Genomic DNA, 13,834 nt, shown 5'->3' with positions numbered 1-13,834 from the left:
ATGATGGACAGGTAGAGTCGGTAGTGCGAGAATAGCGCTATATTGGAGAGGGAGAGATGGATGTCATCGGGAAAGATCGTTTTTTGCTAGGGCTTGGATGTATGACATTGCTTTTTGTGCTGGTGATGTTGCTACAAATGATTGGAGCAAAGGATGTACCTGTGGCGAAGCATGGAATTTTGGATTTGGGGGACGCGAGCGGACTGGGTACCTCGATTGTACCACTGGACGGGGAGTGGGAGTTTTATCCGGAGCAGTTGCTATCTCCCGAACAGATTGATCAGACGATAACTAGACCTGTTCTAATGACCGTGCCGGGGAATTGGGAAGATGAGCAGATCAATAACGGTTATCCTATGAGTGGCAAAGGATACGGGACATACCGGCTGATTGTCCGAAACATACCCCAAGATGAGCAGATGGGGCTATCCAAACGCTATGTCCGGTTCTCTGATACGCTTTATGTGGATGGGAAGCTCATGGGTCGCTCCGGTTTGCCAGGCATCTCAACAGAGGTTTATCAGCCGCGTAATGAGCCCTATACCGTGTATTTTCAAGCCGAAAATACAGAACTGGAAATTGTGCTGCAAGTGGCCAATTTTGATTTTCGCAGTGGTGGCATTTACAGCTCCATTGAACTGGGGCAGGCCAAACGGATTGAGGCAAGAACGATCATTCAATCAGGTCTGGAGTTATTGATTATCGGTATTTTGTTGATCTTTGGTCTGTTATTTTTATACCTGTACATGCGTTTGCATCGGGATGCAGTTCAACTGTTATACGTTCTGTTCTTTCTGGGTTATGCTCTGATGGTTATCACCAATGGAGAACGTCTGTTATTGCAGTTATTTCCCGAGATGCCTTTCGAATTAGCCTTCAAGCTGAAAAATGTTGCCGTGTACGGTGTTCCCGTAATTGTAAGCATGATTGTGCTAAGACTTGTTGCAAGAAAGCCCTCATGGAAATGGCTTCAGGGATTAAGCCTCGTGCTGACTTTATATCTGATTCTGATTATAGTTACTCCGTTTCGCGTCTATTCATACCTGCAGGATATCATGTACATGGTTAACCTGTTAACGTATGCAGTATCCTTTATCATCATCATGCGAGAATACGTCATGCGAAGATACGGAAGTAAAACGAGATCACAGTTTCAATTGCTCCTGACATGCATCTGGATTATGGTGGTTAACCATGTGCTGGCTATTTGGGTCATCTGGAATCCAATAAGCCAAATCTGGCTGAATGGTACAGTGTTGTTCATGCTTGCAGCCTTTACCGCGCTGCTGATCTATCAATATGTGAGAGCCTATGATTCCATGCAGCGGCTTACCCGTCAGCTTCAATTAACTGACCGAGTTAAAGATGAGTTTTTGCTATTAACCTCACATGAGCTGAACTCACCACTTCACAGCATTATTCATCTGTCACGTTCGTTGCTTGGAACGTCTATGCGACGTGCAAATGAGAGTGAAGTACGACAAAAACTTCAGGTCATACGTAACACAGCGTATCGGATGTCCAATCTTGTGAATGACTTGATTGATATGTCCCGATTTAAAGACGGCAAAATGAAGGTTGCGGTAGGTACGGTAGATCTTGTCTCTTGTCTTTCGTTAGTTACAGAGGTTCTTGGCTTCCTGGCGACTGGAAAAGGCATTCTCGTGATCCACAGGATGGCGCCCGAAGCCCGGTATATCATTGCGGATGAAAATCGGCTGCTGCAAGTGTTATATAACCTCGTCTACCATATGATTGGTCAGCATAGTCACAGGGAATTGATATTTGAGTGTGAGCGTGATCAAGAGCATGTACGAATCAGGCTCCGATTTGAAGTGCAGTCTCAGGTACATGATCCATTAAAAGGAGAAGAGAAACATGTTCCCCCTAAGCCGGACAATGTCTCAGCAGGTTTGTCTATTGCGTCAGAGCTGATCCGCATGATGGGGGGAGAGCTTACGATCAATGATGCATCGGAATGGATAGAAATGGTGCTTCCCTCAGCAGGAGTTATCGAGATGGATGTTGCTGCAGAGACTGCTGCATTGCGGATGGAAGGGAGTTTCGAGCATACGGAACGCTTAAATGCCAATACGGCTACAATCCTGATCGCGACAACCGATCTCGTGGATATGGAGCATCTGGATACATTGCTTTCCATGGAGGGGTTTCAGGTGTGCTTTGCGAACTCGGATCTCAAGGTACAATCCACGCTGGCAAGTGGCCGATTGCCGGATCTGGTGATCGTGGATGCTCTGCTTCCATCCATCACTGGTTATGAACTGTGCAGACAGATTCGAGAACAATTTAGTCAGGTTGAGCTGCCTGTATTGTTTATTAATATGCGTAGTACACCTGCCGATATTGAAGCCTGTATTTCCTCTGGCGGCAATGATTTCATCACACGTCCGCTGGATGCAGGAGAAATTCTCGTGCGTGTGCATACGATGCTTGGCATGAAACGGCTGGTTAAGGAAGCAGCGAATAATGAAATGGCGTTTTTACGTTCACAGATCAAACCGCATTTTCTGTATAATGCCCTCGGCACGATTATGTCCCTGTGTTTCACAGACGGCCCAAGGGCAGGTGAACTGCTGGGCAGCTTTAGCCGATACTTGCGTATTCTCTTTCAGCTGGATAATACCGAGGAGACGATTCCACTTCGGAAGGAGATGGAGCTTATTCAGGCTTATGCGGAGATTGAACAAGAACGTTTCGGTTCAAGACTCCAGATTAAACTAGATGTGGATCAGTCGCTATATTCCTGTAAGGTCATGCCCCTATTAATCGAGCCATTAGTGGAAAATGCGATCAGGCATGGTGTATCCAAAAAGGTGAGTGGGGGAACCGTTCAACTAACCATCCAACGATATGAGGATATGGTGGAGGTTATTGTTGAGGATGATGGCATTGGCATGTCGGCCGAGCAGGTCGAGATGATATGGGATCGAAATACTGCGGAGCAGGGAATCGGTCTTCAAAACGTACAACGACGGCTCAAGCTTCTGAATGGACAGACGCCAATCATATGGAGTGAGCAGGGGACAGGGACAAAGGTAACGATTGTATTTCCATTTCAATAATGGGGCGAGAGGAGAAGAGAATGTGCTGCAAGCGTATTTGGTCGATGATGAGCTCCATGCTCTGAATATGTTAGAGTTGTTTCTGAATCGAACGGATAAAGTGAACGTAATCGGGCGTTCAATTAATGGATTCGAGGCGCTTGATGCCCTCAGGAACATACGACCTGATATCTGGTTTCTTGATATTGAGATGCCCGGAATGAATGGACTGGAGCTCGCTGCCAACATCCATGAGGTAGATCCTGATGCGGTTATTGTGTTCACTACAGCTTATGATCAGTATGCCGTTTCTGCCTTCGAACATGAGGCGCTGGATTATTTGCTCAAACCGATTGAAATGGAGCGCTTGTCCCGAACAATTGAACGGCTGAACAAGGAGAAGAGACCAAGCACACGACAGAGTCATCTGGATGGCATGACTAATCAGGATGAGCTAATCGTGGAGGTACTTGGATCCTTTCGCGTCGCACGAGCAAACGGAGAAAATCTGATGTGGCGCACAGCCAAGGAGAAAGAGTTGTTTGCTTTCTTGCTGTTGGATAATCCAGTAACGAGCGCTGTTCACCGGGACCGGATTATCGAAGAGTTGTGGCCGGATGAAACGTATGAGAAAGCCAAGATCTATTTGCATACATGCGTGAGTCTATTAAGAAAAAATCTGAGGAATCTGGGAATTGAGCAGCTGCTAAGCTATAAGAATGAGCAATATATGCTCGACAGGAAACGAATTAAGGCAGATGTATATGATTTTCTGGCCTTTTCGTTCTTGATGCAGCAACCGGAAAATATCGAGATAGCTCATATGGAGCAAGCCCTGCACGGGTACAAAGGCGAACTGCTGCCTCAGGAAGATTACGCCTGGGTGTCGGGGTTAAGCCATCGATTAGAGAATTTTGCACTGGAATGTATAATCACACTATCTGGAACATATCTCGCCCACAACAATGGTAAAAAAGCTGTCGAGGCAGCAGAACGTGCGATCAGTCAATCGCCGTATGAGGAGGAAGCCTATCGCAGTGCCATGCAAGCCTATTTGTTGATGGGTAAGCACGATCATGTGCTGCGCATTTATCGAAATTTGGTAGAGAGATTGGCTGAACTTCATATTCAGCCCTCTACCGTTACGAGGCAGCTGTATGAACAGATTAGGTTTCCTGATTGAAAATCAAAAGATAGCACTGCGAGTCGTAATGTGACTCGCAGTGCTATTCGGCGTGAACTGCCTCTTTCTTCAACGGATTCAGAATGCCTGAAACGCGCCCCAGATCGCTACGATCATGCAGGCTATACCTCCAATTTTGCTCATTGCGTAATAAAATTCGCTAGGTTCGGGATCTTTTAACCATATCCAGCGGAGGGAGAGCAGGAATTGAAACTTCTGAAACCTTGGATAATAGAAGCTGCACCATCCATAGATGAGTCCGGCAAGCGCGATGAATAGGAGAACAGGTGTACCTGGCGTGTGATGATATTCTGGATATGCAACAGTTACGAGCGCAGCTGGATTATAGTACTCTTCGTGATCTTCAATGACTCTTTGACCATCGATGTACATGTTGACCGGAGAGAGCATATTTCCTTGTTCATCGTAGCTTAATAATTGCTCGGATTGTTGTTCAACGGTATATTTGCGACCGTCAGCATAAGACACGTTATATGTTGCAATAGGTGTAGATGAGATTTGGGTAATGACATAGTTCTGCTGATCGATGCTGACCGTACGCTTCTGCTGATTGACGGTGACCTGAATTGGGTCTGCTGTACTGCTCTTATACGTAATTTGATTACCTTGCTCGTGATCGTAAGTGTATTTATGCTGATCTACATAGAATATGGACTCCGTAAAATAGGGTCTGGATAATATCCCGACAAGTAAGGACACGACGACAACGCATACCAGAAAAATTAGGGTAGGGACATGTTTTTTGGGTATGGAGTTCATTTTTAAGATTACCAATCCCTTCCTTAATTAGATGTTGATTTTAATACGTGAAAGTTGGACAAAAGTTGCAGAGGCGTGCTCTAGTGTTTTCAAGAATGGGACATTATGGTTTCTTTTTGAGAGAGTCCTGTTATTATAAAATTATGCCCTGTTCAAGCCAGAGTGTTGGTTAAGGGGACGAGAAAGTGTTGGACAATCTGCAATTCCAGAAGAGTCACAGGAGGAGATTGGGATGATAAGAGGGTTAACGAATGCGGGACTGGGCAACATCGAGTCTGATGAACAATATATCATAGATGCGGCCAAGCACGGATTCGGATCTGTAGATTTGAATCCGCTCTCATTGATTCAAACGTATGGTAAAGAACGGGCGAAACATCTGCTGGAAAGCAATCAGGTGATCATCGGTTCATCGGGTCTGACGGTAGAGTGGCGGACGACAGACGAGCAGTTTCGTGAGGGATTGCAATCGTTGGTCGCTATGGCAGAAGCTTCTGCTTCGCTGGACTGTTACAGCTGTTGCACGTATATTTTACCCTCAACGGATCAACCGGCAGCGCAATTTATGGCGGCGGCTACGAAACGCTTGAGACTCTGCGCAGATATCTTGGATGCTTACGGGATTAAGTTAGGGCTGGAGTTTGTGGGATGCCATCATTTGCGGACGCAATGGAAAAATCCGTTTATCTGGCGTGTGGAGGATACGCTGGACTGGATCGAGACGATCCATGCGCCAAATGTTGGCCTGCTCGTAGATTCCTATCACTGGCATACGAATGGTCTACCGATGGAAGATCTGTTAAAGCTGAAGAAAGAACAGGTTGTTCATGTGCATATCAATGATGCCTATGATCTGCCTGTGGAAGAATTACTGGATTATGAGCGTTTGTATCCCGGCGAAGGGGTCATTGATCTGGGTGGATTTCTGAGAAATCTGCAGACGATTGGCTACAATGGTGTGGTGGCTCAGGAAGTTTTGGCACCAGCATCGAATCTTGGTACGAATGAACTATTTGCCAAGTCGAAGGCTGGGTTTGATCAGGTGTTTGCCACAGTATAATGTGTGAGAAAACATATAATGACCGCAAGGGCCCATACATTGTGTATGGGTCATTTTGTTGTGTTTAATCATATGAATGTGTTGATATGAAAACATTGACAATTCGTTAACAAATCCAAGATTTCCCGTTTACAATTCGCTCCTATAATTACAAACGTGATAGGTCATTTTTACTATGAACGTGGAAGCTAAGGGGGATGAGACGGACAAGCTCTCATATTGATGATACATGCAGAATACCAGACAACAGGGCATGACAAAACAAGGCAAATTATATGGAGAAAAGAAGGGTGACCAAAGCCAATGTCAATGAAAAAGGTGTTAGTAGTGTCCATGGTAGCCACAGTGTTAACAACTTCTGTGGTCAGTGCAGTATCAGCTGCTCCTGCAGTGAAACCTGCAGCTAGTACAGCTCAGGTGCAAAACTCCACGCTTACAATAAACGGAAACAGCGTCGTCGTTCGCTCCATCGTGAAGAATGGTGAGACCCTTGTGTCGCTCCGTGATGTGATCAAGGCTATTGGCGCACAAGCGGAAGTACATAGTGGAACGACGGTGATCAAGCTAAATGGTCACACGGTGACACTCCAGAACAACGCGAAACAACTTCTGGTGGATGGCAACAAAGTGAATTTGAATCAACCGGTTACGATCATTGGGGGTACAAGCTACGTTGCGCTTCGACCATTGGTATCCAGCGTTGGTGGCACAATCGTCAAGAGAAGTGGACTGCTTGAAGTTAGCACGGTAGCATTGCTCGAAGGTGCGGAAAATCCTCGTTTTGCCGGAACAGACAAGCTGATCGTTTCCAAGAGTGATGACAATGGCCGAACCGATTATCTCGTGAATACCACGAGTGGTAAATACGATTTGTTGTTAACAACAGATGGCGGATCGGATCTTATCGTTTCCCCGAGTGGCAATCAAGCGGCGTATACCAATGCGGATGGAGCCGTCTACGTTATCGATCTGAAGACAAAGGCTTCGAAATTGATTACAAGTGACACGAGCATCAAACCGGAATTGGTATGGTCTGCGGACGGAAGCACAATTTATTTCCTGCAAGGAGATAAAGGGTCGGTCATTGCGAGTCTGAACCTGGCTGATGGTGCAATTAAGAAGCTGGTTGAAGACAAAGTGGATTACAAAGAAAACCTGAATGTGTCTGCGGACGGCAAAAGATTCATCTACACGGTAACGACACTGGGTAAGGTAACCTCCGATGCAACCAATGTAGATGAAGACAACGTGTCTATCGACTTTTCAGCCAATCAACAGCAAATATTTTCGTATAACAACGGAATATCAAAACCTGAAGCGGTGCAATTAACGACTTCAACCGATGACAAAGTGTTTGTATGGTCCGTTGACGGGCAGAAAGCCTACTACGTAAGTGTACCGTCCGAGGACAGCAATGCTTCGCTGCAATCTGTGGATTCATCCCAGGAGGCAACAACGGTGTATGGCGTTCACGATGTAGAGCAAGCGATTCTGTCGGATGGCGTCTTGTACGTACTGGCTGCGCAAGATGACAGCAATAGCGTCATTATTTCCATTGACACGGTGACAGGAAAACAAACCAAACTGTATACCGTATCTTCCGATGTATCTTCCATTACCGTTGCCGGATCACAATTGGCTGTAATTGAGAATGGCCGAGTTCTGGTTCAAGCGGGTGGCAGCTGGAGAGCCGTTACGAAGTAATTTTTTTGATCCAAGAGTGATAAGCACAAAATCATAATTAACTATTTTATAATTCGAGAGGAGTTTATAAAAATGAAAAAATGGATCAAACCCTTCACGGCAATGCTCATGGCTGTATCCCTAATTGGTGGACTTGGAGGAGCAACGACGGCATCCGCTGCCAAGAGCACAGAGAAAGGTAAAATTGTCATCAACGGTTCCTCGGCATTGCTTCCACTGACTCTTCAGGCTGCAAGTGAATTCAAGAAAGATAATCCAAAAGTCAAAATCTCGGCTTCCGCAGCAGGTTCCATCACAGGTCCTCAATCCGTGCGTAAAGGGATTGCTGACATCGGTGCTGTGGACTGGGACGCATCCAAGGATGTACCTGGCTTCAAGAAATTTGATGGAATGGTAGCGAATCCGGTAGCGGTGACGGTATTCACGGCTGTTGTTAACACAAATGTGGGTGTAAGCAGCCTGACCACGAAACAATTGCAGGACATCTTCTCCGGCAAAGTGACCAACTGGAAAGAGGTCGGCGGTGCGAACGCCAACATTGTTGTCGTTAACCGTAAGTTTGGTTCCGGTACACGGGTCAACTTCCAGCAAAAAGCGCTCGACGGTAAGGATTTCATGAGCAAAGGTGACAACTACAAAGAAGTTGGCTCTAGCGGTGATATGAAAACAACCATCGAAACGACACCCAATGCGATCGGATATATTGACCTTCCTTATGTAACTAGCAAAATGAAGGCTGTATCCATCAATGGTGTGGCACCAACTGAGAAAAACGTTCTGAACAAAACCTACAAAGTATGGGGTATCGGATATTACATGACCAAAGGTCAACCTACCGGTGCAACTAAAGCGTTCATTGAGTACATCCAAAGCAGCAAGTTCCAGAACGGTTCCCTGAAAAAGCTGAAATTCATTCCACTTGCTGCTGTAAAATAACGGAGCTTCAAACGTTCGTCATTCTCACATTTCATAAGAAAAGGGATAGCCAGCTTCTGCGCACGTTCGCAAGCTGGCTTCTCTATGTGAAAGGAAGAGCACTTCATGATCGATTTGAATCCATCCCCGAACAGCCCTGCCCCGAGTGAGCTTGGTACGAGCCTTGGTAAGGCCGCTGAATCGGGTACGCGGTTTAACCGTAAAGCGCGTCTAAGGTGGTCCAATAACCTGTTTCGCATGGTATGCATCGGCAGCACGATCTTTGTATGTCTGGTTCTCTTATGTATTTTAATCCTCATGCTTCGTACGGGCGTTCTCACCTTTGCGGATGTATCGCTGCGTGAATTCTTTTTCTCCACCAACTGGGACCCGGAGAATGAACATTATGGTGCACTGACCTTTATCCTCGGAACACTGGCTCTCACGGGTCTCACCATGTTGTTCGCTATTCCACTCTCTGTCATCATTGCCGTGTTTCTGGCCGAAATGACACCCAAGTGGCTTCGCCATATTCTGCGGCCCGTATTGGATCTGCTGGTGGGTATTCCTTCTGTGGTGTACGGTTTCTTGGGACTGACCATCCTCATCCCCTGGCTAAGGGATATTAGCGGACGTGATCTGGCTGACGGATTGCTCGCTGCGTCGATTGTATTGACCATTATGGTACTTCCCACGATTAGCCGGATCAGTGATGATGCCATATCTGCTGTGCCGAACAAATACCGTGATGCTGCCTATGCGCTCGGTACGAACCGATTCCAGACCGTGACTCGTGTTGTTTTACCTGCTGCAAAAGGCGGAATCATGTATGCCGTCATTCTCGGGATGACTCGTGCGATCGGAGAGACGATGGCGGTGGTGATGGTCATTGGTAATACAGCGCAGCTCGCGAATAGTCTGTTCACGCCAACAGCTGTGCTAACCAGTAATATTGTTATGCAAATCTCAAGCGTCGAATTCGATTCTACCTGGAATCATGGTTTGTACATGATGGGCTTTATCCTGCTCGCGATTTCGATCCTGATGATCGTTATCGTAAGATTGCTTCAGAAGAGAGGGGACCGAAACGTATGAGTGTGAAGAAGCAGGCGAATGCTGCCGTCCCGTCTTATTCTTTTGGCAAACGGAGAAGTTCATCGATGGTGATGGATCGACTCTTTACAGGCATGGTATGGGGTGTCGGTATTGTCGTCATTTTGTTTATCGTTGGACTGTTATTTTTGCTGCTGAACAAAGGATTGCCTCTGCTAAGCTGGGATTTCCTCTACGGTGTTCCTAGTGAGATTGAAGAAGGGGGAGGGATTGGCCCGGCGCTGTTCAACTCGTTCTATGTGTTGATTCTGTCCCTGCTCATCTCCATTCCTATTGGTATGGCGGCAGGCATATATCTGGCAGAGTTTGCACCAAATAATAAGCTGATTGAGACCGTTCGTATTTGCGTGGAGGGATTGTCATCTGTGCCATCCATCATCTTTGGATTGTTCGGTATTGCCTTGTTTGTGGAGTTTTTTGAAATTGGTCTTACCATTCTGGGCGCAGCCGTCAGCCTTGCTTTCCTGAACCTGCCTGTGCTTACCAGGGTAACGGAGGAATCCGTTAGGGCAGTTCCGGTGGAGCTTCGCAATGGATCGTTCGCGCTGGGCTCAACGCATCTTCAGACGATCCGCCAAGTGTTGTTGCCGGTGGCTATCAACGGGATCATGACAGGCATTTGCCTGACGGCAGGCCGGGCATTCGGTGAGAGTGCTGTCATTATTCTGACCGCTGGGGTGTCTACCTCGGGCGAAATGTGGGACTTTAATTTGCTATCGCCGGGAGGAACCCTTGCGGTACATCTCTGGTACATTCAATCGGAAGCCATTGTGCCGGATGCCGAGGAAATTGCGCAGAAAACCACAGCGGTGCTGATCTTTGTGGCGTTGCTCATTAATGTTCTGTTCCGAGTGCCCTTGTGGCTGAATGCACGTAAAAATCAAGCGTGATGAAGAGAGGATACCTTAACTCGGTATCGTCTAGGAATAATAACGCTAACTGTTTAAGCTGAATCCGCAAATCATTCCATTTCAACCCGGGAGGGCACCTTGTGCAACCTATCATTGAGATCAACAAATTGAATTTGTATTATGGTCAGTTTCAAGCGCTGAAGGATGTGTCCATTGAAATTCCTGAGCGTGCAATTACTGCGTTTATCGGACCATCGGGTTGTGGCAAATCGACCCTGCTGCGTACACTGAATCGAATGAATGACCGGATACCCGGCACACGTATTGAGGGAAAAGTGGCCGTAGGGGGAACCGACATCTACAGTGGTGAAGTTCATGTGGAGACCCTTCGCAAGAAAATCGGCATGGTCTTCCAGCAACCGAACCCTTTTCCAAAATCCATCTACGACAATGTGGCCTTCGGTCCCAAACAGCACGGTATTCATGGCAAGAAAAAGCTGGATGAGATTGTAGAGCAGAGCCTGCGATCTGCTGTCCTGTGGGATGAGGTCAAAGACAATCTGAAGCGCTCCGCGTTGAGCCTATCCGGAGGTCAGCAGCAACGCCTTTGCATCGCACGAGCACTGGCAGTGGAGCCCGATATTCTGTTGATGGATGAGGCAACCGCCTCGCTTGATCCCGTCTCCACCTTCAAGATTGAGGAGCTGACGCATGAATTGAAGGAGCGTTATACCATCGTGATGGTTACGCATAACATGCAGCAAGCCGCTCGTGTATCCCAGCAGACCGTGTTCTTCCTAAATGGGGAGGTCGTGGAGTATTCCCCTACCCAGAGCATGTTCGCCGAGCCTGTTGATGTGCGTACGCAGGATTATATTAGTGGTCGGTTTGGTTGATTGTTTATTAATTGAGAAATGTGGAAAGTCTTTCAGATCTGATCTGAAAGACTTTTAATCTTTTTATGACCGTATATCCAGATGGGGTGATAAGAAACTGGATCGTTTCATCGCCATGCTTCGGCAGTTACTAGATTAGAAGTGTTGTAAGTAAAGTGTTAAAGCTACGGATTAAACGAAAGGTGACCGATATAAGAGGATGGGAATACTACAATGTACTTTCGGAGTGGATGATTATTAAAATTTGGATGCTTGTTCCAGCAGAAAAATCTATGCGTATTGAACTGGAGTCGTTTGAGCGAGACGATGAACGAATGGATGCTTATTTTAAGGGAAATAGCGAACATTGGGAGCCACCGGTATTCGTGACTAAACGAAAAGGTAACAAGAGTGATTGTATTAAATATACTATTACTTTTTTAGTGTTTTCGAAAAAAGCAAAAGAAGTGTTGACTCCTTTGATCGGAAAGGACGTCGAGTTTCTGCCTCTGATTCATGAGGAGCACGACATGTTCGCTGTAAAGGTGAATCGGATGCAGGATTTCATCGATATGACCAATCCAGTTGAACGAAGAATGGGGTATGGTTTTTTCTCGGAATACATACACATCCTACCAGAGAGAATTGAAGTGGATGCGCATTTGTTCTGTTTACCCCAACACCATCATCTAAGATTTTTTGCGACAGACACATTTAAAAAAGTGGTGGAAGAGCATAAGTTGAAGACATTTCAATTCATTGAGGTATGGGATACAGAAAACACAGAGGAGATGAGAAAAGAACGTCTGAGAGCATATGATCAATACTATGCTGCCCTTACGGACCGACAGGAGGTTCCATATGAAAGCGCAAGAAGCATGGTCGAATTAGGAAATGTTTTTCGTCATGATGATCACATATTACTTAAGGAAGATGAGCAATTTTTGATTGGGAAAATACTTGATAACGAGACTATTCAATGGATAAGGCCCACTTATATCCCACCCATTTATTTTCAATGGCAATGGTACATGTATGAGTATTCCGAACGTGAGAGTGCTAGACAAGAGTATTTCGCAGAGGTATCCCATAGAGTAAACGGGCTAAAAGGAACGAAAGTTCTCTTCGAGGATGAGATCCTGGAACGCAGTATTCGTGCAGAGCTTCAAATTTTCAAGGAGGATCTGACGGATATTAATCTTCTTCAATTAAGGAATATATTTCGTTATCATGAAAAAGGAAACGTTTACTATCTGGAGGGAATCCAGTATGCCAAAAATCTGAAAAGTTTTAGCATTCGTGATACTCCGGAGTTTGATCTAGACGAGCTGAAGTACCTTCCAGAGAATGTAGAAACATTATGTATCAACGATAATGGATTGACTAGCATTGCAAAATTAAATGGACTACATCATCTAACAAGATTGGATTCCATTCACATTGAAAATAACAAACTGGTTGATTTATCTCCGTTAATAAACTTCCCACAGTTACAGTGGATCAGGGCAAATCATAACCAGATCGAAGACATTCTTCCTCTCAATCAACTCAGAGAGTTGAGGAAGCTTATCTTGAAATTTAACCCAATTAGGAATATTCAGTTGTTGGAACTGCCGGAGCTTCGCAGTTTAATAGTCGAAGGGGTACATACAGAGGATTGGAGCTTTCTGCTGAAACAGTTCCCAAAACTGGAGAACGTAAGGATCTCTGAGAGCGGAATGTCGGAAGCTTCACGCAAGAGTATGAGAGCAGTTATCAAAAGCAAACGATTTGAGGTGGAGTGGACTCTGGCCGACGGAGGTAGCAGGACATATAACAAGTTAAGACGATAAGAATTAGGCAGCAAGTGCTCTTATGCAGTTGTGAGTTAGAAAAAACAAAATATAAAGTGATTCAATACATTAAGAGCAAGCTAGCATGTCCTTATACCCTACATTTCACAAACAACACACCCCCAGTTCACAAAAGTAAAGATGTAAAGCCTGAAACAAAATCCAGCCCAACTCAAAGTACCTGCGGTTTCAGGGCATATTATGCCTATGATTCGTGGGTGCTTTTTTTCTGTACTCAAAGTACTCGTCACTCTGATTTTTACAAAACCCACTATTAACTCCGCTTCATCATTTCGCCTACACTAGTTCTCCTCCTAATGATCCACAGCAGTGGTGGAACTTTCCTGAATCGTGAACAAACTCTGAATTTTGTATGACCTCCTATGTGCTGCGTTATCCCTAGATTCACTCCCTCAATATGGAGCAGTATAGAGTATAACTTCGTTAGGATAAGTTAGA

Annotated in this window: 10 protein-coding genes; 9 read left to right on the top strand and 1 reads right to left on the bottom strand. The window is 45.6% G+C overall.

Features of this window, described 5'->3' with window-relative positions; genetic code table 11:
- The first annotated feature begins 56 nt into the window (after positions 1-56).
- Complete coding sequence (locus OM416_RS08710) at positions 57-3,083, top strand: histidine kinase (protein ID WP_264928515.1); 3,027 nt, start codon at positions 57-59, stop codon at positions 3,081-3,083.
- Between the two features lie 22 nt (positions 3,084-3,105).
- Complete coding sequence (locus OM416_RS08705) at positions 3,106-4,245, top strand: response regulator (RefSeq protein ID WP_264928513.1); 1,140 nt, start codon at positions 3,106-3,108, stop codon at positions 4,243-4,245.
- A gap of 78 nt (positions 4,246-4,323) precedes the next feature.
- On the opposite strand, the gene OM416_RS08700 is transcribed toward OM416_RS08705, so the two are convergent.
- Complete coding sequence (locus OM416_RS08700) at positions 4,324-5,040, bottom strand: DUF6199 family natural product biosynthesis protein (protein ID WP_264928511.1); 717 nt, start codon at positions 5,038-5,040, stop codon at positions 4,324-4,326.
- 217 nt (positions 5,041-5,257) lie between these two features.
- On the opposite strand from OM416_RS08700, the gene OM416_RS08695 reads away from it, so the two are divergent.
- The 7 genes from OM416_RS08695 to OM416_RS08665 all read left to right on the top strand — a co-directional run bounded on the left by OM416_RS08695 (position 5,258) and on the right by OM416_RS08665 (position 13,375).
- Positions 5,258-6,085 (top strand): sugar phosphate isomerase/epimerase family protein, encoded by an 828-nt coding sequence (locus OM416_RS08695; protein WP_264928509.1) that lies wholly within the window; start codon positions 5,258-5,260, stop codon positions 6,083-6,085.
- 303 nt (positions 6,086-6,388) lie between these two features.
- Entirely contained in the window at positions 6,389-7,789 is a 1,401-nt protein-coding gene (locus OM416_RS08690; protein ID WP_264928506.1) for a stalk domain-containing protein, read from the top strand.
- Between the two features lie 72 nt (positions 7,790-7,861).
- Positions 7,862-8,725: a phosphate ABC transporter substrate-binding protein gene (locus tag OM416_RS08685; RefSeq protein WP_264928504.1), complete on the top strand. Its 864-nt coding sequence runs from the start codon at positions 7,862-7,864 to the stop codon at positions 8,723-8,725.
- Between the two features lie 105 nt (positions 8,726-8,830).
- Positions 8,831-9,799 carry a phosphate ABC transporter permease subunit PstC gene (gene pstC / locus OM416_RS08680; RefSeq protein WP_264928502.1) on the top strand — a complete coding sequence of 323 codons (969 nt, stop codon included), beginning with the start codon at positions 8,831-8,833 and terminating at the stop codon, positions 9,797-9,799.
- Positions 9,796-10,707, top strand: coding sequence for a phosphate ABC transporter permease PstA (gene pstA / locus OM416_RS08675; RefSeq protein ID WP_169481929.1), 912 nt, complete (start codon positions 9,796-9,798; stop codon positions 10,705-10,707). Before pstC ends, pstA begins: the two co-directional genes overlap by 4 nt.
- Before the next feature lie 101 nt (positions 10,708-10,808).
- Complete coding sequence (pstB, locus tag OM416_RS08670; protein WP_264928498.1) at positions 10,809-11,564, top strand: phosphate ABC transporter ATP-binding protein PstB; 756 nt, start codon at positions 10,809-10,811, stop codon at positions 11,562-11,564.
- A gap of 230 nt (positions 11,565-11,794) precedes the next feature.
- Positions 11,795-13,375, top strand: a complete 1,581-nt coding sequence (locus OM416_RS08665; RefSeq protein WP_264928496.1) for a leucine-rich repeat domain-containing protein — start codon at positions 11,795-11,797, stop codon at positions 13,373-13,375.
- The last annotated feature ends 459 nt before the right edge of the window (positions 13,376-13,834 follow it).

Source organism: Paenibacillus sp. LS1 (genome assembly GCF_026013365.1).
Taxonomy (GTDB): Bacteria; Bacillota; Bacilli; order Paenibacillales; family Paenibacillaceae; genus Paenibacillus.
The sequence above is the reverse complement of the archived record's forward strand: the minus strand, read 5'-3'. Positions and strand labels throughout refer to the sequence as shown.